The organism is Candidatus Nanopelagicales bacterium, from assembly GCA_028687755.1.
In the GTDB taxonomy this organism is placed as follows: domain Bacteria; phylum Actinomycetota; class Actinomycetes; order S36-B12; family S36-B12; genus UBA11398.
This window is the reverse complement of sequence record JAQTZL010000001.1, coordinates 51,303-73,106: the sequence shown is the minus strand read 5'-3', so window position 1 is coordinate 73,106 and position 21,804 is coordinate 51,303. Positions and strand designations below refer to the sequence as shown.

Below are 21,804 nucleotides of genomic sequence, written 5' to 3'. Positions count from 1 at the left end.
ATCTTGGAAAAGCAGAAGAGGGGCAGCAAACGCCGCCCCTCTTCTTAAAAACGCTGTTCGAATTACTCGCCAGCCAACTTGTCACGAAGAGCCTGAAGGGCTTCATCAGTAGCAAGTGAGCCTTCAGCTTCGCCTGATTCACTTGAGTACGCCGAAACGTTCTCGCCTGATTCAAGGGCAGCAGCCTGATCAGCAGCCTGTGCTTCACCAACCTGCTTGCGGTGGGCTTCCCAACGAGCATGAGCTTCTGCGTATTCGCGCTCCCATGCGGTGCGCTGATCTTCGAAGCCGGCCTTCCATTCGCCGGTCTCTGGATCGAAGCCCTCTGGGCCGACGTAGTTGCCAGCTTGGTCGAAGGCTGGAGCCATGCCGTAAAGGTATGGATCGAACTCTTCCACTGCCTGTGCATCGCTGTTGTCATTTGCTTGCTTGAGTGACAACGAAATACGACGACGCTCGAGGTCAATGTCGATGACCTTGACGAAGATGTCGTCGTTGACCTGAACGATCTGCTCTGGCAACTCAATGTGACGCTCTGCGAGTTCTGAGATGTGAACAAGGCCTTCGATGCCTTCTTCGACACGCACGAATGCACCGAACGGAACAAGCTTGGTGACCTTGCCTGGAACAACCTGGCTGATCGCATGTGTGCGAGCAAAGTGCTGCCATGGATCTTCTTGGGTTGCCTTGAGCGACAAGGATACGCGCTCGCGGTCCATGTCGACATCAAGAACTTCGACAGTAACTTCCTGGCCAACTTCGACAACCTCTGATGGGTGGTCAATGTGCTTCCATGAAAGTTCTGAAACGTGGACGAGCCCGTCAACGCCGCCGAGATCAACGAATGCACCGAAGTTAACGATCGATGAGACCACGCCGGAACGGATCTGACCCTTGACGAGTTCGGTCAAGAAGCCTTGACGAACTGCGCTCTGCGTCTGCTCGAGGTAAGCGCGACGGGAAAGCACAACGTTGTTGCGGTTCTTGTCGAGTTCGATGATCTTGGCTTCGAGAACCTTGCCAACGTATGGCTGAAGGTCGCGTACGCGACGCATTTCAACAAGGGAAGCTGGAAGGAAGCCACGAAGACCGATGTCAATGATGAGACCACCCTTGACAACTTCGATGACCTGGCCTTCGACCATGCCGTCTTCTTCTTTGACCTTCTCGATGGTGCCCCATGCACGTTCGTATTGCGCACGCTTCTTCGAGAGGATCAAACGACCCTCTTTATCTTCCTTGGTCAACACCAAAGCTTCAACGATGTCGCCAACATGAACTACTTCATTTGGGTCAACGTCATGCTTGATGGAAAGTTCACGGGAAGGGATCACGCCTTCGGTCTTGTAACCGATGTCGAGGAGAACCTCGTCGCGATCAACCTTGACGATGGTGCCTTCGACGATGTCGCCATCTTCAAATGACTTGATGGTTGCGTCGATAGCTGCGAGGAAGTCTTCAGCCGAGCCAATGTCGTTGATGGCTACCTGGGCTGGTGCGTTCATAGAAACGGTCATGAATAGTTAGGTCCGATGATTAGTAGAGGGTTCACCACACGGTTGTGTAGCCCCCAAAGGGTACGGCAAGGGGAAATCCCCCATACGGGCGCGTCCGGAATCAGTGCGCGGCGCTCTCCCACGAGTGCCCAACGCCCACGGAGACATCCAGCGGCACTTTGAGGTCTGCGGCCCCAGCCATCGCCTCGCGAACCAGCGCCTCAACCTCGCCTGCCTCGTCACCGTGGATTTCTAGGACCAATTCATCGTGGACCTGCAGCAACATTCGGCTCTTGAGCGTGGACGCTTTGAGCTCACGAGCCACATTCAGCATGGCCACCTTCATGATGTCGGCGGCTGTGCCCTGAATTGGCGCATTGAGGGCCATGCGTTCGGCCATTTCCCGGCGTTGCCTGTTATCCGAGGTCAGATCAGGGAGATACCTGCGACGACCAAGCAGAGTTTCCGTGTAGCCGCGCAGCCGCGCCTCTTCGACGACAGCGGCCAAATAGTCCCGCACTCCCCCGAATCGGGAAAAATACGTGTCCATCAAGCGCTGAGCTTCTGCTGGCCCGATATCTAATTGCTGACCCAACCCGTAAGCAGACAGGCCGTACGCCAATCCATAAGACATGGCCTTGATCTTGCGTCGCATTTCCGCGTCAACTTCGCCGGGCTTGACGCCAAAAACTTGGGACGCGACTGTGGTGTGCAGATCCTCGCCGGCATTAAACGCTGCGATAAGTCCAGCATCAGCAGAAGCGTGGGCCATGATCCGCATTTCAATTTGACTGTAGTCCGCAGTCATCAGCGAAGTGAAACCTTCTCCAACGACGAACGTGCCTCGAATACGGCGACCGGCCTCTGTTCGGATCGGGATATTTTGCAGATTTGGATCCGAGGACGAAAGCCGACCAGTCGCGGCGACGGTTTGATGGAAAGTCGTATGAATACGCCCGGCCTTGTCAGCCAGCGGAATCAAACCTTCAACAGTTTGACGCAGCTTTGAACGTTCCCGCCATTCCAAAATTGCTTCAAGTAGCGGATCACGAGTCTGCGCAAATAAGCCTTGAAGTGCTTCAGCATCCGTTGTGTAGCCCGTCTTGATTTTTTTAGTTTTCGGGAGATTCTTTTCTACGAAAAGAATCTCCTGTAATTGCTTTGGTGAACCTAGATTGAATGGGCGACCCACGAGTTGATGTGCCATTTCTTCGCTGAGACGCATGTCTTCAGCAAACTCGCGTGACAATGTGTCGAGTAATTCACCATCAACCGCAATGCCAACAAATTCAAGCTGCGCCAGCAACTCCGTTACGGGAATTTCCAGATCGGCGAGCAGGGATTTCTCCTCATTGCTCTCGAGCCTTTCACTCAAGAGTTCTGCCAGCTGCTTTATCGCGAAAACTTGGTCAACAAGTGACGAATGGTCTACCTCAGTGTCGAACAACATCTGCTCACCAGATGCACTTGCTAACAGTTCACGACCAAGGAACTTATTAACAACTGCCTCGAGTGCATACGAACGTTGACCAGGGGACGCCAGATACGCAGCCAATGCAGTATCAATCTCGACGCCGCCTAAGGATCCACCAAGTTCTAAAAGCGCCAGCGTGGGGCCCTTGATGTCGTGACCAATCTTGGCAATCTTCGAATCAGACAACCATGCGACGGCTGCATCCTTGGCTTTCACATCATCGAACTCGAGTACACCTGTGACGCCACTGGAATCAAGAACGCAAAGTCGATCTATCGTTCCCGTTCCGCGACCCCAGTTGCCTGCGAAGGCAACTGTGACCGGCGGTTGCAACCCAGACAAGAACGATGCAGCCTTCATTCCACCGATAACTTCAACTTCGGGAAGTTCAGCGACAATTATTGGTTCGCTTGTTTCTTGATCTGCAACTTGCAGCACACCAATGCGATCACGCAAAGCTCGGAATTGAAGTATGTCAAAAAGCTGATCAACAACAGCGCGATCAAAACCCGCAAGGCCACAATCGTCAACATGTAGGTCCATTGGCACATCGCTGTGTAATTGCGTGAGCTCGCGGTTCAGGAGAACGTTGGCAACATTGGCACGTAATGATTCGCCAACCTTGCCGGTGACTTTGTCGCAGTTATCAATCAAGTTGCCAAGCGAGCCATATTCGACAATCCACTTGGTGGCTGTCTTCTCGCCGACTCCAGGGATGCCAGGAAGGTTGTCACTTGGGTCTCCACGCAATGCTGCGAAATCCGGATACTGGGTAGGCGTCAGTCCGTACTTTTCAACGACCGCGTCCGGAGTCATACGCGCAAGATCCGACATGCCTTTACGTGGATACAAAACTGTAGTGTGTTCGTCGACGAGTTGGAAGCTATCGCGATCACCCGTGACGATCAGTACTTCGTATCGATCAGTTTCGGCCTGCTTCTTCAGCGTTGCGATGATGTCGTCTGCTTCAAACCCGTCGACCTTAAGAATTTTCACGCCAAGTGCCGTAAGCACTTCTTCAATCAGTGGCACCTGGTTCTTAAAGGCCTCTGGAGATGACTCCCGATTGGCCTTGTATTCCGGAAACATCTCCGACCGAAATGTCTTGCGAGAAACGTCGAAGGCCACAGCGATATGCGTTGGCTTTTCATCACGGATGACGTTGACCAACATTGAGGTGAATCCATACACCGCATTCGTTGGTTGGCCAGTTGTCGTGGAGAAGTTTTCTACAGGCAGAGCAAAGAATGCTCGGTATGCCAGTGAATGACCATCAAGCAACATCAAACGGCCAGCAGACATGACCTGATCTTAGGGCGCGGAGCCACAGACACCTATGAGGTGATCGCAGAGCCTTCACCTGATGAAGCCTGCAATATCGCTGCAGCAGCCTCAGCCAAAGTAATACGCCCGTCCATGGCCTTTTTTCGCAAAAGAGCAAAGGCTTGAGGCTCGTCTAACCCATGTTGGGTTTGTAACCATCGCTTTGCCTCTTCCACCACATCGCGTGCACGTACCCGGGCCTCTAGCCCATCGATATGTTGTTCAAGCTCAAGTAATTGGTGCCAACGGGCTACGGCAACTTCAATTGCGGGCGCAAGATCTGATCGATTGAAGGGCTTGACGATGAAACCGAGGGCGCCAGCCTGCGCCGCATTAGCCACGGTGTCACGCTCGCTAAAGGCGGTGACCATGACTACCGGAGCAACTCTGGTCGCAATAATTTCGGCAGCTGCTGAGAGACCATCTCGTACCGGCATCGCCACATCCATCAGCACCACATCTGGATGCAACGCCACAGCAAGCTCTACGGCTACTTCGCCGTTTATCGCCTGACCGACGACCCTGTAGCCAAGCTCATGGAGCATTTCCACAAGATCCATGCGGATCAACGCCTCATCTTCAGCCACGAGAACTCGAACCTGATTTGCTGCCACACCGATACCCTAGAGCCCGTCCGAAGGAGAACCGGTAGTGTTCTCTCCGCGCCCCGGTACCCCAACCGGCAGAGGGAGCCGACTCAAACTCGGTCCAGTGTGAGTTCAAATCTCACCCGGGGCACCATCAAGACCCTTCTTTTCTCACATGAAGGGCATGACGTCCATCACTCCCCCGAATGGGTCAATTCACATCCATTCATCTTGTCCACCAAATACAGTGCAGGGACCCCTCATCAGTGTCTCGGTGAGGCACCACCCCGAAGACGTTGAGTAAGGATCCACGTGTCAACTAAGACAGGTAACGCTCCTGCCTCAATGCGTGGCGCATGGTTTGTCGTTGGAGCCACCTTCTTAATGCTCAGCTTGAATGCTGGCTTTGGCTTTTATGTTCTCGGTGCGTTCAATCGCAACTACATCAACACCACTGGTATTTCACTTACCGCTGCATCAGCCGGTGCGACCATTTACTTACTTTGCTCGGGTGTTGGTGGAATTCCCGTCGCGCGCTGGATTCCCACCATTGGAATTCGCAAGATCATCGTGGTCAGCGTTCTTATCTCCGCAATCTGCTTGGCTCTGCTTGGTTCAATCACGCAAGCATGGCAATTGTGGTTGGTCTACTTGATTTACGGGTTGGCTTCTTCTGGCTTCTCTCTGATCCCAGGTTCAACAATGGTGCTCGACAAATTCGTAGGGCATGCGCCGGCGCAACCTCTTGCCGTGGCCGCAGCCGGACTTTCAGTGGGTGGTGCGATTTTCACGCCGATCATCACCGCGAATATTGAAACGCACGGTCTGCACGCGACCGGAATCACGATGGCCATTGTTCTATTGATCGTCATCATTCCCGTCGTCTATCTCGCAAAACCAACAGCGCCTGTTGATCTCTATCAACCAATAGAAGAACAGCCTGAAGCCACCGAACATCACGAACCAGAAACTGAAATTGCCAACAAACGTCCACTCGGGCGCGCGTTTCCCACGATCTGTATTGCTTTCGGCTTATTGATCTTGTCGCAAGTTGCAGCGATTGCTCACTTATTGACGCTCGGGCAGGAGCGAGGCATTGGAAACATCGCGCTTGCCGTATCGGCAATGGCTGCGATGGCTGTATTGGGTCGAGTAATCGGATTCTTCCTGCTGCCGCATGTACCAATTAAGTACTTGAGTTTGGCTATGTCTGCCTTGCAGGTAACTGCTCTGGTGCTGATCGCAACGGGTCAAAATCTGCCGCAACTTGTTATTGGCGCCATGTTGATGGGCCTCACCGTGGGCAACAACCAAGTACTTATTCCGCTATGGGTGCTGGGCCTGTACGGAATTGATAGATATGCGCATCTCTTCGCGCGGGCAAATCTCTATGTAACGCTCGGAGTTTCGCTTTCGCCGTTCTACATCGGCTTTACGCATCAACTAGCTGGCGAATACACGATCCCGTTCTTGCTTGTTGCGGGTGGCTCGCTTGTTGCCGGGCTCTTCATTTGGACACTTCCAAATGTTCGCGACGCGAAGGTGTAATTCGCGCCGCGAACAATTCGAAAGCGACAACCTGCGTTTACGCCTGTGGACGCCAATCTGGGTAGAGGTTCTTCTCTAGGGCCAATGGCTGTGCGTCAATGTTCTGACGTTGGATATCTGCAGCTTCGGGGGCAGTTACCAACCATGTCACTGCAGCACCCACGGCCGCTGGCGGACCAGCCCAGGCCGGATCGAAACCAAATTCTTCAACGTCGAGTGAGTTGCGCTCGGTTAAGACGAAACCTGGATTGACGTTGAAGGCCTTGATGCCCTGATCACGGTGCTCAGCCTGGATTGAGCCAACCAAGGTGTGACCTGAAGCCTTACCGATGCGGTAACCAAGACCTGGCTTGTCGCCTTCTGGGTAGAACTCGTAACCAGCACCAGAAGAAATCGTGACGAAGGTTCCTTCACCCTTTGCAATCATCGGTGGCAGCAACTTCTGTGCGATGCGAATTGGTGCAACACCGTGCGCCATAACAAACAGTGGGTACTGCTCAATTGGGGTATCGAGAATTGAATCCATCAGACCAGGTCCAATGTGACGACCGTTGTTCACAACAACGTCAACGCCACCCCATTGAGCCAGGAGTTCATCGCATGCAGCCTCAACCTGCGCAAGATCAGTAAGGTCCATCTTCAACGCAAGTGACTTTTGCCCACGCTCTTCAATCAGTGCGCAGGTTTCTTCGACGGAACCAGGAAGCGGACGCAGGTCCTGCTTGTGAACGGTCTGACTGTGTTCTGGCGTTGGATCAGATGCGCGCAAGGTACGAGCAGCGACAGCAACATCGAATCCGGCATCAGCAAGTGCGAGTGCAATTGCTTTTCCAATTCCGCGACTTCCGCCGGTGACTAATGCTTTTGGTGACATTCAAACTCCTAGCTTCGTTGATGCGTACATGGTAGGACAATGACCAGACATTCGTGACTGAATCGAAATGGTCCAATAGCTGCAACATCTTTTCAATTCCTAATCGTTACAAATATTTACCAATTTGTCTGCGTTTCGTTTGACTAAGTGCCTCATCGAGGGGTTAAATGAAGTCACTGCGAAAGCAGTCGAGGACACAAAGATCCATGATCGAGCATCGGTCACCATCCTGTTCAGCAGGGACGGTCATGGGGAGTGAGTGGTGAGACCGACCTCGGACCAAGTTGGAGGGTCCGGTGTCGGTGAACGAAGTTCATCAAGAGCGAGAGCAAGACTCTCGTGCTATCACCGTTCCCAAAACTGCGCGTGACTACATTCGTTATGCAGTCATCGCGTTTGCTGCGTTCTGGATTCTGCTAGTTGGCGTGATCGCCGTGGGCCGTTTTGCAGGGTTTTCTACGGCCACTGTCCTGTCACAGTCAATGGAGCCTGTTGCCAACGTAGAAGATTTACTCATCACCCAGCCTTTTGATGGCAATGTCGTTCTTAACGATATTTATATTTTTGATTCGCCAGCTGATGGGCATCAAACCTCTCACAGAATCATTGCCCAGGGTGACACGAGTGACACATGGATCACCAAAGGCGACGCAAATAAGACCCAAGACATTCAGCAAATCACCACGGCAGCAATCAATTCGCATGTCATTGCCGTAATACCTCGTTTTCTCAATGCGTTTCCATTCCTAGATTCATTGCCAGGACGTTTACTTACTCTTGGCATTCCGTTTCTCCTCATGATTGCGCCAATGTTGAAGCGGAGAGCTGAGGATGCAGGAGCGCGTTCCACCTCAACACTTAAATCGACGAATCCCGTTCGTTTACGCGTGATTACAGCGTTCATTGGCTTTGGATTTCTGGTTCTCGTCGGCATTCGTTCATTCTTGGGATTCACTGTCGCAACAATTCCCGTCACTGCCGATTCACACGGTCTACCCACTCAGTCGGTTGTGCTCCTTCAACCTCGCATTTCCAGCACGATCCAAAACGGTGACTATTTGCAAGTAACGATGCCTGGAGCACTTTCTGCCACCATCGAAAAGGTCAAGACGCACTCGATCAAACTTGTGAGTAATAAGAACCTCGTTGTCATAGGCCTTGAGAATTCAAGTGCACCTTCTGGACTATCAAGTGTTCAAGTGGATCCAAATCAACGGCTTTATGCGGCAGTTGCAGTCATTCCATACATAGGTGCGATTTTGCCTGGAATCGGTTCGCCTGCCGGGTTCGCCGCCATCATCGGGTTACTTGGAACAGCGGGCACCTTGCTCCTGATGTACGGAGTCGCTGCCCGACCAGTTGCCAAGAAACCAGAACAAATCACCGGCGCAAATGACCAAGAACTTCAACATCAGTAACCCACGAAAGGAACCATCATGTTCGGCAAATCACTGACGGCCTCTTGGCCAGCAGGAGCCCAGATCGCGGCAGCCTCAATTGTCGCTGTGGGCGGGCTGTCCTTGACGACGTCAGGCGTTTGGGCTGCACTTCAAGCTACCGCGAGCAACTCCGGCAATGCATTGGCTACGTCTACTGGAACATTGAGTCTCACGTTGACACCGATCGGAGCTGGTATAGGTACGACAGGAACGACAACACCTGCCGTGACCGGTGCGGCAGCCGCAGCTATTTCGGCCATGGCACCCGGTGACATCGTCTATCGATTTATTGAACTCACCAACGGCGGCTCATTGCCGGCACTAGGCATGACTCTTGGCGTCGCGGGGTCTTCCGCCAACGAACTAACGACAAGCGCAAATGGGCTTGCAGTCGCTGTAGACCTATGTTCCGTGGCATGGACTGCCGTCACCACAGAACCGGGCACCTGCTCCGGAACTACGACGAACCCAATTGCATCGACGTCAATTTCGTCGTTTGGTACCAAGGATGTCGTTGGGCCAGCTGTGGCAATAGCCCCGGGAGCAGTGAAATATGCACGAATCAAAATCTCGTTGCCAACAAGTTCCGAAACTACATCGAATGGAGAGCTGCCTCCCGGCTCGATTCAGGGACTCTCAACTAACTTGACCTTCACATTTACTGAGCAGCAACGCACGGAAACAACAACCGCTTCATAACCACATGGGTGGTCGTAGTGACCATTGCTCTACGACCACCCACCTCTGATAGGAGGAAACCGTGAACGTGCGACCCCCGGCACCGAGGAATCTGCTCTTCCGATTCCTTCTTGCAGCCGTGATTGCAATTGGGGGCTTCACATTAAGTACCACTGGAGTCTTAGCATCACTCCAGGCGACATCGGATAATTCTGGCAATCCACTCGAAACTCAAAGCGGCATCTTGGCGCTCGTACTCAGCCCCAATCCTGAGTCCACTGGAGGATCAAATGGTCTTGGCCTTGCGACTGTAACCTCGCCTGCAATCCCTTTACAGTCTGGAACAACGAGTTGGCGTCTGGGGAACACCGACGGCATCACCGCAAAAGCCATGAAACCTGGCGACACGGTTTATCGTTTCGTGAATTTGTATCTCAGCGGAGCCGTCAATGGCACGGGACTCACGATGCAGATATCTGATCTTGCGAATGCGGGTGCAGGCTCTGCACTTTCCCGATGCAACGCGACCACAGTTGATGGGACTTTCTGCGGCGCAACTGGAACCATTCCAGGTTTGCAGCTCACCGTTGATCATTGCAATGTAGCTTCAGGGTGGACATCTGTTGGAACTGCTCCGGGTTTATGTGGCAACAACACTTCGGACATTGTCAATGTTGTCGCGCAGACCTACCTAAAGTCGCTCATTGCGACTCCCTCAAACTTGAACGGTGCTGCACCAAATCCATTTACAACGCTGACTTCAAATTCCACGACGACTGATAACTCTACAGCCGTGGCAAGATTGCGATTCAAATTCTTTTTGCCTCTTGCGCCAACCCAGAGTGTCCAAAATGGTTCTATTCCAACAACAAATACGATTCAAAATCAAACTTCTTCACTCAAGTTCACGTTGACCACCACACAACGCAATCCCACCTCCATAGCAAGTTGATTGAATGATCATGAAACCGAACTTCGCACTTGCCGCAAGCTTTCTAGCACCAGTACTTATGCTGTCATCTATTCCACTGGCTGTAGCCAATGCTGTGCAAACCGCCACAGCAAGCAATTCGGCAACATCAGCGCAAGCCGATCAACAGCTTGCTGTCTCAGCGCAATGGGGTATCCGCTTTGGAGCCATTGGGGCTGACTTCACTGGATCAACGGGCACCTACAGCGGTACAAATCCCGTGGTGAAAACCATTCCTTTCACACTCACCAATAGCAGCACTGTTGATCTAGCTAAATGGACCATGCGCGCGACCTGGAATAGGCTGAGTAACAGTCGCAACCTGCAGATAAAGATATGCACTGTTCCTTATGTTGGAACCGTATGTGGTGGCACTGAATCAGTGATTCAGGCGGCAACCACAACAAACGTTTCGAAAACGAATACAGTTGAAACTGTTGGAAACCTAGCCAATACGAACTATTACGGTTTAGTAATCGTCACTCGAACTGGCGGCGGTACAACAGGAGCCACAAACGTCACACTGCGAGGCACAGTGACCAATGCGGTCGCCAGCACTGATTTATCACCTGCAGTCACAGTTTCTAACTAGCTGAAGGAATTCCAAGCGAAGGCTTGATCTCAGAGATTCGCCCAAGCAACCCGTTCACAAATGAAGACGATTCATCTGTTGAAAGATCGGTTACTAAAGCGACGGCTTCACTGATGGCAACAGCGTCAGGGATGTCGTTGGCCCAGATAATCTCGTAGGCACCAATCCGCAGGACAGCGCGATCAACAGCTGGCATGCGATCAAGAGTCCAGCCCATTGAATAGGTGCCGAGGATCTCGTCGATCTGTTCCTGGTTTTCGGTGACGCCATTTACCAGGGTTGTTACGTACGCATTGAGTTCAGGCTCTTTGTCAGCAGCACGGCGATCAATCTGCCCTTCGAGTACCTCTTTGGCACTGGTGCCACGCAAATCAGCTTCGTACAAAACATCCAAAGCCCTTTTGCGAGCCTTGCTACGGGCTGCCACTAGTCGTTCACGCGACCAAGGTAAGAACCGTCACGGGTGTCGACCTTGATTTTGGTGTCGTTCTCAATGAACAACGGAACTTGAATCACTGCACCAGTTTCAAGCGTTGCTGGCTTTGATCCACCAGTTGAACGATCACCCTGCACACCAGGCTCGGTGTAGGTAATCATCAATTCGACGTTTGGTGGAAGGTCAACCACGATTGGCGTGCCGTTATGAACGGAAACTGTGGCGCTCTGGTTTTCCAAGAGGAATTTGCTTGAGTCGCCAACCACGGCGTTCGAGATTGGGTACTGCTCATAGCTGCTCTCATCCATGAATACCCAGTCATCGCCATCGCGGTAGAGGTACTGCATGTCGCGCTTATCAACCTGCTCAACGTCAACCTTGACGCCAGCATTGAAGGTGCGGTCAACAACCTTGCCCGAGAGCACATTCTTGAGCTTGCTGCGCACGAATGCGCCGCCCTTACCCGGCTTCACGTGCTGGAATTCAATAACGGTCCACAACTGTCCATCAATGCTCAGGACAAGGCCGTTCTTAAGGTCATTCGAAGTTGCCACGTGAATCTCTCCAGATGTAACGATCAAAAATGGGAACGCCCGAGTCTACCCGTTCAGGCGAGCGATCTGCTCAATGGCCATTCGGTAGGAATCCATGCCAAACCCAGTGATGGTTCCGTTGGCCACACCAGAGATCACCGAATTGTGGCGAAATTCCTCACGAGCGGCAGGGTTTGAGATGTGAACCTCAATGAGCGTCGCAGTCAACATTGAGCAAGCATCCCGAAGGGCGTAGCTGTAATGCGTAAACGCTGCGGGGTTGAGCACCACAGGGGTCTTTGAATCGGCTGCCTGATGGAGCCAGCCAATGAGTTCGGCCTCTGAGTTGGTCTGACGTACATCGGCCTTGAGGTTGTGGACCTGAGCATGGCGCTCACAGATTTCAATGAGTTCGGCAAAGGTGGTGCTGCCATAGATCTCAGGCTCGCGCGTTCCCAGGCGGTTGAGATTGGGTCCATTGAGGACCAGCACCGTTGCGTTCATGCCGCAAGGGTAACGGGAACCTGAGGAATTGCGGTGCTCTGTGATCTAGTGCCGGGCGATCGCGTCATAGGCAGCGGCTAGCAACATCGGATCAGGCCCATCCCACGCAACCGGTTTTCCGATGCCTTCGAGGACCACGAAGCGAATGACTGAGCCTCTCGTTTTCTTATCCATCGTCATGGCTTGGTACAGGCTGTTCCAATGCCCAGCGGCGTAACTGGTTGGCAATTGCAACTGGTTCAGGATTTCGAAATGCAGGTCTGCATCTTGATCAATGAGGCGTCCACCTTGACGTGCTAGTTCAGCCACGAAGCACAGGCCAACACTGATTGCAGCGCCATGACGCCAGCGGTAGCGCTCTTGCTTTTCCACCGCATGCCCAAAGGTGTGACCGTAGTTGAGCACCTCGCGACCAAGGGCTGCACCATTACGCACTTCTTTGAAATCACCGCCGACTACGTCTGCTTTCACTTGCACAGCGCGACGAACAAGTTCTTCGATCGCCGCACTCGTAGGTTGCGTTGCTGCCTTGGCATCTCGCTGAATGATCTTCAAGATTTCAGGATCTGACGTGAGCCCAACCTTGACCACTTCAGCCATTCCAGCGATCAAATCGTTTTCGTTGAGTGATTCCAAGGTGTTGAGATCGCACAACACGCCACTTGGGCTAAAGAATGCGCCAACAAGATTTTTTCCAGCATCAGTGTTGATTCCCGTTTTCCCACCGACACCAGCATCAACCATGGCAAGGAGTGTTGTCGGAATCTGAATAACCTTGATTCCGCGAAGCCACGTTGCAGCGACAAACCCAGCGAGATCAGTAGTTGCACCACCACCCAGGCCAACTACAGCATCATTGCGAGTGAAACCTTGCGTACCCAAAGCCGTCCAGCAGAATTCAAGAACAGCCGCTGTCTTTGCATCCTCAGCATCAGGGATTTCAATCAGCGTTACTTCGAATTTATGATCTTTGAGTTCATCACTCAATGCTTCAGCACTCTTGACGAGTGTCGGCGCATGAATGATCGCAACCCGTGTTGCTCCAGCGAGCATGTCAGGAAGTTCGCCGAGTAATCCCCGACCAATCACTACGTCGTACTCGCGTTCAGCCGATACGTGAATGCGTTGCTCAGTCATTGCTTTCTCCTGCATCGAGTTGCTTCACGATTTCTTCGACAACTTCTCGAACTTTCAAACCATTGGTATTAATGGTTATGGTCGCGACCTCGGCGTACAGCGGCGCGCGTTCCTTCATTAAACGATTCATATTTGCACGCACATCACCCAACAGCAATGGCCGTGCTTGGTTCATGCCCACCCGTTTAGCTGCCTGGCTCAAATCAACATCAAGCCAAATGACGGGAACATTTTTGAGAAGTGCTCGCGTTCGTTCATTGAGGATCGCACCCCCACCAAGGGAAAGAACACCCTCGTGATCTTTGAGCGCTTCGGCGATGGTCTTTTCCTCCATCTCGCGAAACACAGGCTCACCCTGAGTAACGAAGATGTCTGACACCGGCATACCCGCTTGCTTCTCGATCATTTGATCGGAATCAGCAAAGGAAACTTTGAGAGCACTTGCCAGACGCTTGCCGACGGTTGACTTACCAGCACCTGGCGCACCGACAAGCACTGCTACTGGACTCATCGGACGGACAAGTTCTCCATGTAGGTGCGAATATTGCGCGCAGTTTCAGTAACGCTATCGCCACCAAACTTCTCAGAAATCGCATCAGCCAACACAAGCGCGACCATGGCTTCAGCCACAACACCTGCAGCTGGCACAGCGCACACATCTGATCGTTGGTTGATTGCAGGAGCTTCTTCACCGGTTGAGATATCAACGGTTCGCAGCGCACGTGGGATTGTTGAGATCGGCTTCATTGCTGCACGTACGCGCAGGGTCTCCCCTGTCGACATTCCACCTTCAGTGCCGCCTGACTTACCTGATGTGCGAGCAAGACCTTCATTGCTATTAACGATTTCATCTTGCGCATCGCTACCGCGAACAGCTGCAAGCCCGAACCCATCGCCAACCTCAACACCCTTGATGGCCTGAATGCCCATAAGTGCTGCAGCAAGGCGTGCATCAAGACGACGATCCCAGTGCACGTGGCTACCAAGACCTGGAGGCAAATTCGTAGCGAGCACTTCAACCACGCCACCAAGAGTGTCGCCATCACGATGAGCAGCGCTGACTTCCTCTTCCATCGCCTTTGCCGCTGTAGCGTCAAAACAACGTGCGGGATCTTCATCAATGGCTGCGAGGTCGCTAAACGCTGGGACATTGCCTTCAGGTGAAGCTACCGACCCAATGCGCACCACGTGTGAAAACACCTCGGTGCCACACACCTGACGTAAGAACGCCTTCGCAACTGCGCCCAGAGCAACGCGAGCCGCAGTTTCACGAGCACTTGCGCGCTCCAGAATCGGACGGGCATCGGTAAAGCCGTACTTCTGCATGCCAACCAGATCCGCGTGACCTGGACGAGGGCGCGTGAGTGGAGCATTGCGAGCAAGGTTTGCCAGTTCATCAGCATCCACAGGGTCTGGCGACATCACAACCTGCCACTTAGGCCATTCAGTGTTGCCGACTTCAATAGCTATCGGACCACCAAGGCTCAAGCCATGTCGAATACCGCCCATGATGCTGACTTCGTCTTTTTCGAACTTCATTCGGGCGCCTCGGCCAACCCCCAAGCGGCGGCGTTGCAACTCAACTGAGATGTCTTCGGAGGTCACTTCAATGCCGGCTGGGAGCCCTTCAACGATCGCTACAAGCGCGGGACCGTGCGACTCACCTGCTGTTAACCAACGAACCATGGGCTAATCCTGTCAGATGACAGACATTCGCCCTCAATCGGACGACACGGACAGGCTGACCCTCATGGCTTCAACGGGCGCTGGTTGCCCGGTCATGAGGCGCACTTGCTCAGTTGCCTGCCACAGCAGCATGTCTCGACCACTCGCGATTCTTGTATTTGGCCAGCTCTGAGCCAAAGGAGTCGGCCAAGGGTGATATGAGGCATCAAGGAGCGCACCTTGGGCCTGCTTAGCTAACTGCGTCCACGATTGACCAGCATCACCTGGCAGGGTGCTGATCACCAGCGGATGCTGCACATTCACATTGTCAGGGTCCCAAGCAGTGACTTGGGCCTTGAGCTTGAAGGCCTCAGCCAGTTCCACTAACGCATCGGCTTGCTCCGATCGCCGCGCAGCGATCCTGACCTCTTGGCAATTGAGCTGTGCCAATGCCGCAATCGCACTGCGTGCCGTAGCACCGGCACCCAGAAGTAAAGCGGACTCAACCCCGGACTCGATCCCAACCTCGGTTAGGGATTTCACGATTCCGAAAACATCGGTGTTGGTTCCGTGCCAACCATCGTTGGTAGGTAGCAAGGTATTAATCGAACGAATTTTCGTTGCAACCTCATCGACTGAATTTGCAACTTCGAAAGCGACTTCCTTCAGCGGCATTGTCAGCGACAGACCAACCCAGGTGTCGTCAAGCGACTTGATGAAGGGAGCAAGTTGATCTTCGGAAACATCAAAAGCGTTGTATTGCCAGTCCAAGCCAAGCGCCGCGTATGCAGCGCGATGCAATACCGGGCTTAGCGAATGGCTAATCGGCGATCCCAGAACCGCGGCTTGTTTGCCCTTGTTGCTAGCCATGATTCTTAAGGTAGGCCTGAAGCTCAGCTTTTGCCTTCAAGAACTTGCTGTATTTCTTCGCAAATTTGGTTTCGCCGGTTTCCAGATTCACCGTGACGAAGTAGATCCAAGGGCCTGTAGCCGGATTAAGAGCTGCGTTAATTGCCGCCGTACCGGGTGAGTTAATGGGACCCGCTGGAAGACCCTTACGAACATATGTGTTGTAAGGAGTGTCCTTTTGGAGTTCCGCTGCATTGAGTGAGACCTTCGTGATGCCTAGACCGTAAGCAACAGTTGTATCGAATTGCAGTGGCATCCCAAGCTTGAGCCTGTTGTAAATCACTCGTGCGATCTTGTCGTAATCAGTTGGATTGCCCTCTGCTTGCACGAGCGAAGCAATAGTCATAATTTCAAATGGTGTTTGACCCAGCGCAGCAGCTTTGACTTCAAGGTCAAGTTGCTTACTCGCTTGGGCGAATCGTTCGAACACCATGCTGAGTGTGCTGTCTGCCGTTTCATCTCCGGCCAGGTCATAACTTGCAGGGTAGAGAAAACCCTCTGCTTGATTCTTGGCATATGCCGGCAAACCCAGTTGATCCGCGCGTGTGATTGCCGCGTTGAAATCGCCAACTGGAATGTTTGTGGCCTTGCTCGCCGCCTCGAGACTTTGATCTAGGCGCAGTCCTTCGGGAAGAATCAAGCGGCTTGCCGCGCGTGATTTGGGGTCGAGCATGTATTCAACTGCGCCTTGACCACTCATTTCTTTGAGCATCGTGTACTTACCTGGGCCAATGCTCTTTGATTTTGGGTTCGCGTTTGCGGCGTTAACAAAGGCATCCGCCGACGCCACCACCCCAGCTTCGGTGAGCGCATTACCAATTCCCGAAATAGAGTCACCGCGCACGACAATCACCACGGCATTTCCAGAACCGGGCCCAGGAAAGTCTGATGGTCCTTTGGTGACAAAGAATGCAATAACGATGGCAATTACCGCAACAACCGAAACAGTGAGCGCCCGACGTTTGTTCGCGACAGTCATGGCGTGTCTTTCTTTTGGCTATCTAGCACAGATTGAAGGAGCACCACAGCGGAAGCACTATCGATTGACGCTCGGGAATTTTTCACGGTTCTTCCTGCCGCATGCAACCCACGTTGAGCTTGAACGGTCGTGAGTCGCTCATCAACCATACGGATGGAGCACACGGTTAGCGCTTCAAGTTCAGCCGCCCAGTCGCGCGCCATTTGCGCACTGGGACCTTCGGTTCCATTCATCATGAGCGGTAAGCCCACGATTATTTCTTGCACCTCATACTCGTCAATCAGAGCCTTCACCTGTGCAGTACTGCTTTCGCCTGCGGGGATGGCGTCGAGCGGGGTTGCCAAAATTCCGTGGAAGTCTGAACGCGCAATACCAATGCGTACGGTTCCCACGTCACAAGCCAACTGCACGCCTTTAGGCATCGTTAACTATTGACCTTGGAAGCTATGAACGCCTTCACTGCATCAACAGCCGCATCAACGCCATTGACGTTGGTGCCGCCGCCCTGAGCCATGTCCGGCTTACCACCACCACGACCATCAAGGGTTGCAAGTGCTGCCTTGAGCAGGTCATTTGCTCCAACACCAAACTCGATCGCCTTTTCATTAGCCGTCGCGATCGCCGACACCTTGCCATCTGCAATAAGCGTGCCGAACATGACGACAGGTAATTCAGGACGATTGCGTCCCTTCGCCTTCATCACAAGATCGCGCATTTCGCCAGCATCAATGCCATCAGGAGCCTGAAAGATCCAGCAACGAATTGGGCCAATGTCTTCACCGATCCCGATGATGTCATCAAGGTTGGCCGTGAGCTGGGCCTTCTTCACGCGATCCAAATCGCGCTCAGCAGTCTTAAGTGAATTGATGGTCCGCTCAATGCGCTCGGGAAGTTGATCGGCAGGAACCTTCAACATGTCGGTAAGGCGGCTCACCAGAATGTGCTCTTTCGCAAGGAACTGATAAGCATCAGCTCCGACGAGGGCTTCAACGCGACGAACTCCGGCACCAATTGATCCTTCGCCTAGGAAGGTCACCACACCAAGTTGCCCTGAACGTTGCGCGTGCGTTCCGCCGCAAAGTTCGTGGGCCCAGTCACCAACAGAAATGACTCGAACTGAATCGCCGTATTTTTCACCAAACAAAGCCATCGCACCCATCTTGCGTGCCTCGTCTTGGGTCATGTTTTGCGCAGTTACTGCAAGATCTTCCAGCAACATGTGATTGACGCGCTCTTCAACTGTTTGCATGACGTCTGCAGAAACAGGGGTTGGGCTTGGGAAGTCAAAGCGCAAACGCCCGGGGGCATTCTCTGAACCCATTTGAGTGGCTGTGTCACCAAGTTCTTCACGGAAGGCCCTGTGAATCATGTGCGTTGCAGTGTGCGCACGTGAAATCGCACGTCGGCGTTGAATATCAACATGAGCCTCGACTGTTAGCCCTTGAGTGAATTCCCCACTCTTGACTTCGGCGCGATGCACGAACAAACCAGGTACAGGAATCTGCACGTCATACACATCAGCTACTGCGCCAGTATTAGTGATGATTCGACCACGGTCCCCTAGCTGGCCGCCTGCTTCAGCGTAGAACGGTGAACGATTCAGAATGATTTCAACGTGCTCACCCTGCGTTGCAACTGGAACAGTTGCACCCTCGTGTACGAGCCCAATGATGGTCGCTTCTGAATCAACTTCGCTATAACCAATGAATGCGGTGCGACCGCCTTGTTCCAGGATTTCACGGTAGGCAGTTGTTGCAGTGAGGCCACTCTTGCGTTCGCGCGCATCAGCTTTGGCGCGTTCCCGTTGCTGACCCATGAGCGAACGGAAACCGTCTTCATCAACCTTGAGGCCTTGTTCCGCGGCCATTTCCAAAGTCAGATCAATGGGAAAGCCATAGGTATCGTGCAACGCGAAAGCTTGCTCACCAGAAACTGTGGTTCCACCACTCGTGCGGATTTTATCGGCGGCAGTATCAAAGATGGTCGTGCCAGCCTTGAGTGTCTGAATAAACACACCCTCTTCAGCAACAGCAATCTGGCGAATGCGATTGGCCTCATCGTTGAGTTCCGGATACTGAGGAGCCATCGTGAGCACGGTCGCGTCGATCAATTCGCCCATTGTTGGATCAGGTGCACCAAGTAGACGCATATTGCGGATAACTCGACGCATCAAACGGCGAAGGACATAACCACGACCTTCGTTACCTGGCAGAACGCCATCGCCAATAAGGAATGCACATGTGCGCGCATGGTCAGCAATTACTCGCAGCGCAACATCTGACTTGTGATCCTTGCCGTACTTCGCACCCGTGAGTTCAGCTGCGCGATCAAGAATGCCCTTCGTGGTATCGATTTCATAAATGTTGTCGACGCCCTGCAGCAGGGCAGCCATGCGCTCAAGACCCATACCGGTATCAATATTGCGCGCAGGCAAGTCACCAACAATGGGATAACCCTCTTTACCGGGACCATCCCCACGAATGTTTTGCATGAACACGAGGTTCCACACTTCGAGGTAACGATCTTCATCAGCAATAGGGCCACCATCGCGACCATGCTCTGGACCGCGGTCGTAATAAATCTCTGAACATGGACCACAAGGGCCTGGGACACCCATGCTCCAAAAGTTGTCAGCCTGACCGCGACGTTGAATGCGTTCAAGCGGCACACCAACTTTGTTATGCCAAATATCGATCGCTTCATCGTCATCAAGGTAAACCGTGGCCCAAAGCTTGTCTTCTGGGAATCCGTAGCCGCCATCACTGACGGGCTTGGTGAGTAATTCCCAAGCAAAAGGAATTGCTTCTTCCTTGAAATAGTCACCGAAAGAAAAGTTGCCGGCCATTTGGAAGAACGACGCATGGCGCGTGGTCTTGCCCACTTCCTCAATGTCCAGGGTGCGCACAACCTTTTGCACGCTGGTGGCACGCGGATACGGCGCTGGCGCTTCACCCAGGAAATACGGCTTGAACGGGACCATGCCAGCGTTCACAAACAACAAGGTTGGGTCATCGAGCAAGAGCGAGGCAGAAGGAACAACTTGATGACCCCGGTCGGCGAAATACCGAAGGAATCGACTGCGAATCTCAGCGGAATCCATGGTCAAACTCCTTCATCTTCTGGTGAGTGAGTCTGGTTCAACTTTGCTTCAACCATGACTCGCGCCGACTCAACAGCCGAGGCTGCATTCATCGCTACTTGCTGAACGGTGAGTACAACACCCCGCTCGCGCGATTCTTCAACGAATCGTTCGCCACGCTTATAGGCATAAATGCCACCGGCAGCACCAACGGCCACCCAAAACATCCTGCGCATCGCGAAACTCCTCGTTCTTTGGACCTCAAGCCTAATGCTCGCCCTTGCGCAACTCTTCAACCCTTTGAGCCACCCGACTCCAAGCCGCTTCAGCCCCGTGCTGGGTCGGTCGGTAATACTTCACGCCTTTGAGGGCATCAGGTAAGTAATCCTGCTGAGCTACGCCATCTGGAAGATCATGTGGATAGACGTAACCCACCCCATGACCATGATCCTTGGCTCCCGGGTAGTGACCATCACGAAGCCACGCTGGCACGGAGCCCACGCGCCCTCGTCGCACATCACTGGAGGCCTCCATGATGCCCGTCACGATCGCATTTGATTTCGGCGCCAGCGCCGCATGAACAGTCGCGTGGGCCAAGATGATCTGAGCCTCCGGCATACCAACAATGGCTACAGCTTGTGCGGCCGCGACCGCCGTTTGCAGGACCGATGGGTCCGCCATACCAATATCTTCACTCGCCAAAATCATGAGTCGACGAGCAACAAACCGAGGATCTTCACCGGCTTCAAGCATTCGCGCGAGATAATGAAGGGCCGCATCAGGATCACTTCCTCGAACGCTCTTAATGAAGGCACTGATGACGTCGTAATGCTGATCGCCATCTTTGTCGTAACGCAAGGCAACATGCTGAATTGCTTGCTCGACGTGACTGAGTTGAATCTGCGTTGAACCATCGGCGTCAGCCGCAATTGCTGCTGCTTCTAGCGCGGTGAGGCCTCGACGAGCATCACCAATACTGAGATGCACCAAGTCGGCAAGAGCCTCTTGCGAGATCGTAAATTTTCCATCGAAACCGCGTGAATCTGTGAGTGCTCGCATGAGCAGCACTGAAATAGCTGCGTCATCCAGTGGCTGCAACGTGACCACAAGGCTGCGCGAAATCAATGGTGAAATCACCGAAAAACTGGGGTTCTCGGTGGTGGCCGCAATAAGCGTGACCCAACCATTTTCAACGGCCGGCAGCAGTGCATCTTGTTGACTCTTGCTAAAGCGATGCACTTCGTCAATGAACAGGACCGTGCCTTGCCCATTGATGCTCGATCGATTGCGAGCTTGCTCTATAACTTCGCGAACATCTTTAACACCCGAAGTCACCGCAGAAAGTTCCGCAAAAGCTCGCCCCGATGCCAGCGAAACCAGCGATGCCAGCGTGGTCTTGCCAGTTCCCGGAGGTCCCCACAAGATCACGGAAATTGCAGAGCCATTACCCGTCAATAAATTGTGTAATGGCGTGCCCGTTCTTAACGCATCCTCTTGTCCAACCACATCTTCAACACTGTTGGGCCGCATACGCACCGCTAACGGTGCGAACGTTTGCCCTTCGTCGAAGAGGGTCATGTG

Annotated in this window: 21 protein-coding genes and 1 tRNA gene; 6 read left to right on the top strand and 16 right to left on the bottom strand. The window is 53.1% G+C overall.

From position 1 onward, the window contains the following. Window positions 1-62: 62 nt before the first annotated feature. From rpsA to PHN51_00410, 3 genes are all read right to left on the bottom strand, one after another. Entirely contained in the window at window positions 63-1,505 is a 1,443-nt protein-coding gene (gene rpsA / locus PHN51_00420; GenBank protein ID MDD2817240.1) for a 30S ribosomal protein S1, read from the bottom strand. Window positions 1,506-1,617: 112 nt separating this feature from the next. Further along, complete coding sequence (gene polA, locus PHN51_00415; protein MDD2817239.1) at window positions 1,618-4,272, bottom strand: DNA polymerase I; 2,655 nt, start codon at window positions 4,270-4,272, stop codon at window positions 1,618-1,620. 32 nt (window positions 4,273-4,304) lie between these two features. Beyond that, window positions 4,305-4,907: a response regulator gene (locus tag PHN51_00410; protein ID MDD2817238.1), complete on the bottom strand. Its 603-nt coding sequence runs from the start codon at window positions 4,905-4,907 to the stop codon at window positions 4,305-4,307. A 50-nt stretch (window positions 4,908-4,957) separates the two neighbouring features. Here PHN51_00410 and PHN51_00405 point away from each other — a divergent pair. Both PHN51_00405 and PHN51_00400 read left to right on the top strand, forming a co-directional pair. Next, window positions 4,958-5,034 (top strand) — tRNA-Leu (locus tag PHN51_00405). Window positions 5,035-5,192: 158 nt separating this feature from the next. After that, window positions 5,193-6,428: an MFS transporter gene (locus PHN51_00400; protein MDD2817237.1), complete on the top strand. Its 1,236-nt coding sequence runs from the start codon at window positions 5,193-5,195 to the stop codon at window positions 6,426-6,428. Between the two features lie 37 nt (window positions 6,429-6,465). Here PHN51_00400 and PHN51_00395 read toward each other — a convergent pair whose 3' ends face one another. Then, window positions 6,466-7,302 (bottom strand): SDR family NAD(P)-dependent oxidoreductase, encoded by an 837-nt coding sequence (locus tag PHN51_00395; protein MDD2817236.1) that lies wholly within the window; start codon window positions 7,300-7,302, stop codon window positions 6,466-6,468. 296 nt (window positions 7,303-7,598) lie between these two features. Between PHN51_00395 and PHN51_00390 the strand changes: the two genes are divergently transcribed. From PHN51_00390 to PHN51_00375, 4 genes are all read left to right on the top strand, one after another. Continuing rightward, on the top strand, window positions 7,599-8,720 hold the full coding sequence (locus PHN51_00390) for a hypothetical protein (GenBank protein ID MDD2817235.1): 1,122 nt from the start codon (window positions 7,599-7,601) through the stop codon (window positions 8,718-8,720). A gap of 18 nt (window positions 8,721-8,738) precedes the next feature. Next, window positions 8,739-9,440 (top strand): hypothetical protein, encoded by a 702-nt coding sequence (locus PHN51_00385; GenBank protein ID MDD2817234.1) that lies wholly within the window; start codon window positions 8,739-8,741, stop codon window positions 9,438-9,440. A gap of 61 nt (window positions 9,441-9,501) precedes the next feature. Then, window positions 9,502-10,371 carry a hypothetical protein gene (locus PHN51_00380; protein MDD2817233.1) on the top strand — a complete coding sequence of 290 codons (870 nt, stop codon included), beginning with the start codon at window positions 9,502-9,504 and terminating at the stop codon, window positions 10,369-10,371. Window positions 10,372-10,381: 10 nt separating this feature from the next. Then, a complete protein-coding gene (locus PHN51_00375) occupies window positions 10,382-10,981 on the top strand; it encodes a hypothetical protein (protein ID MDD2817232.1) in 600 nt (199 codons plus the stop codon). Here the strand turns inward: PHN51_00375 and nusB are convergent. From nusB to PHN51_00315, 12 genes are read right to left on the bottom strand one after another with little or no spacing between them, the layout of a single operon-like run. Then, window positions 10,974-11,408, bottom strand: coding sequence for a transcription antitermination factor NusB (nusB, locus tag PHN51_00370; protein MDD2817231.1), 435 nt, complete (start codon window positions 11,406-11,408; stop codon window positions 10,974-10,976). The two genes, PHN51_00375 and nusB, sit on opposite strands and share 8 nt — an antisense overlap. Then, on the bottom strand, window positions 11,408-11,971 hold the full coding sequence (gene efp, locus PHN51_00365; GenBank protein ID MDD2817230.1) for an elongation factor P: 564 nt from the start codon (window positions 11,969-11,971) through the stop codon (window positions 11,408-11,410). Before efp ends, nusB begins: the two co-directional genes overlap by 1 nt. Window positions 11,972-12,016: 45 nt before the next feature. Further along, window positions 12,017-12,454 carry a type II 3-dehydroquinate dehydratase gene (gene aroQ / locus PHN51_00360; GenBank protein ID MDD2817229.1) on the bottom strand — a complete coding sequence of 146 codons (438 nt, stop codon included), beginning with the start codon at window positions 12,452-12,454 and terminating at the stop codon, window positions 12,017-12,019. Between the two features lie 45 nt (window positions 12,455-12,499). Further along, the gene (aroB, locus tag PHN51_00355; GenBank protein MDD2817228.1) at window positions 12,500-13,591 is read right to left on the bottom strand and encodes a 3-dehydroquinate synthase; all 1,092 of its coding nucleotides are present in this window, start codon (window positions 13,589-13,591) and stop codon (window positions 12,500-12,502) included. Continuing rightward, window positions 13,584-14,102: a shikimate kinase gene (locus tag PHN51_00350; protein MDD2817227.1), complete on the bottom strand. Its 519-nt coding sequence runs from the start codon at window positions 14,100-14,102 to the stop codon at window positions 13,584-13,586. Before PHN51_00350 ends, aroB begins: the two co-directional genes overlap by 8 nt. After that, a complete protein-coding gene (aroC, locus tag PHN51_00345) occupies window positions 14,099-15,277 on the bottom strand; it encodes a chorismate synthase (GenBank protein ID MDD2817226.1) in 1,179 nt (392 codons plus the stop codon). Before aroC ends, PHN51_00350 begins: the two co-directional genes overlap by 4 nt. Before the next feature lie 33 nt (window positions 15,278-15,310). Next, complete coding sequence (locus tag PHN51_00340) at window positions 15,311-16,126, bottom strand: shikimate dehydrogenase (protein MDD2817225.1); 816 nt, start codon at window positions 16,124-16,126, stop codon at window positions 15,311-15,313. Beyond that, window positions 16,119-17,144 carry an endolytic transglycosylase MltG gene (mltG, locus tag PHN51_00335; GenBank protein ID MDD2817224.1) on the bottom strand — a complete coding sequence of 342 codons (1,026 nt, stop codon included), beginning with the start codon at window positions 17,142-17,144 and terminating at the stop codon, window positions 16,119-16,121. Before mltG ends, PHN51_00340 begins: the two co-directional genes overlap by 8 nt. Continuing rightward, window positions 17,141-17,566, bottom strand: a complete 426-nt coding sequence (gene ruvX / locus PHN51_00330; GenBank protein MDD2817223.1) for a Holliday junction resolvase RuvX — start codon at window positions 17,564-17,566, stop codon at window positions 17,141-17,143. The genes mltG and ruvX overlap by 4 nt, the downstream gene beginning before the upstream one ends. Before the next feature lie 2 nt (window positions 17,567-17,568). Next, on the bottom strand, window positions 17,569-20,244 hold the full coding sequence (gene alaS, locus PHN51_00325; GenBank protein ID MDD2817222.1) for an alanine--tRNA ligase: 2,676 nt from the start codon (window positions 20,242-20,244) through the stop codon (window positions 17,569-17,571). A 2-nt stretch (window positions 20,245-20,246) separates the two neighbouring features. Continuing rightward, window positions 20,247-20,459: a hypothetical protein gene (locus PHN51_00320; GenBank protein ID MDD2817221.1), complete on the bottom strand. Its 213-nt coding sequence runs from the start codon at window positions 20,457-20,459 to the stop codon at window positions 20,247-20,249. Between the two features lie 31 nt (window positions 20,460-20,490). Next, window positions 20,491-21,801 carry a replication-associated recombination protein A gene (locus tag PHN51_00315; protein MDD2817220.1) on the bottom strand — a complete coding sequence of 437 codons (1,311 nt, stop codon included), beginning with the start codon at window positions 21,799-21,801 and terminating at the stop codon, window positions 20,491-20,493. Window positions 21,802-21,804: the final 3 nt, after the last annotated feature.

Coding starts and splice junctions, on each gene's coding strand:
- rpsA (MDD2817240.1), bottom strand. CDS start 1,505: ATGAACGCACCAGCCCAGGTAGCCATCAACGACATTGGCTCGGCTGAA.
- polA (MDD2817239.1), bottom strand. CDS start 4,272: ATGTCTGCTGGCCGTTTGATGTTGCTTGATGGTCATTCACTGGCATAC.
- PHN51_00395 (MDD2817236.1), bottom strand. CDS start 7,302: ATGTCACCAAAAGCATTAGTCACCGGCGGAAGTCGCGGAATTGGAAAA.
- PHN51_00385 (MDD2817234.1), top strand. CDS start 8,739: ATGTTCGGCAAATCACTGACGGCCTCTTGGCCAGCAGGAGCCCAGATC.
- PHN51_00375 (MDD2817232.1), top strand. CDS start 10,382: ATGAAACCGAACTTCGCACTTGCCGCAAGCTTTCTAGCACCAGTACTT.
- aroQ (MDD2817229.1), bottom strand. CDS start 12,454: ATGAACGCAACGGTGCTGGTCCTCAATGGACCCAATCTCAACCGCCTG.
- aroB (MDD2817228.1), bottom strand. CDS start 13,591: ATGACTGAGCAACGCATTCACGTATCGGCTGAACGCGAGTACGACGTA.
- PHN51_00350 (MDD2817227.1), bottom strand. CDS start 14,102: ATGAGTCCAGTAGCAGTGCTTGTCGGTGCGCCAGGTGCTGGTAAGTCA.
- aroC (MDD2817226.1), bottom strand. CDS start 15,277: ATGGTTCGTTGGTTAACAGCAGGTGAGTCGCACGGTCCCGCGCTTGTA.
- PHN51_00340 (MDD2817225.1), bottom strand. CDS start 16,126: ATGGCTAGCAACAAGGGCAAACAAGCCGCGGTTCTGGGATCGCCGATT.
- mltG (MDD2817224.1), bottom strand. CDS start 17,144: ATGACTGTCGCGAACAAACGTCGGGCGCTCACTGTTTCGGTTGTTGCG.
- ruvX (MDD2817223.1), bottom strand. CDS start 17,566: ATGCCTAAAGGCGTGCAGTTGGCTTGTGACGTGGGAACCGTACGCATT.
- alaS (MDD2817222.1), bottom strand. CDS start 20,244: ATGGATTCCGCTGAGATTCGCAGTCGATTCCTTCGGTATTTCGCCGAC.
- PHN51_00320 (MDD2817221.1), bottom strand. CDS start 20,459: ATGCGCAGGATGTTTTGGGTGGCCGTTGGTGCTGCCGGTGGCATTTAT.
- PHN51_00315 (MDD2817220.1), bottom strand. CDS start 21,801: ATGACCCTCTTCGACGAAGGGCAAACGTTCGCACCGTTAGCGGTGCGT.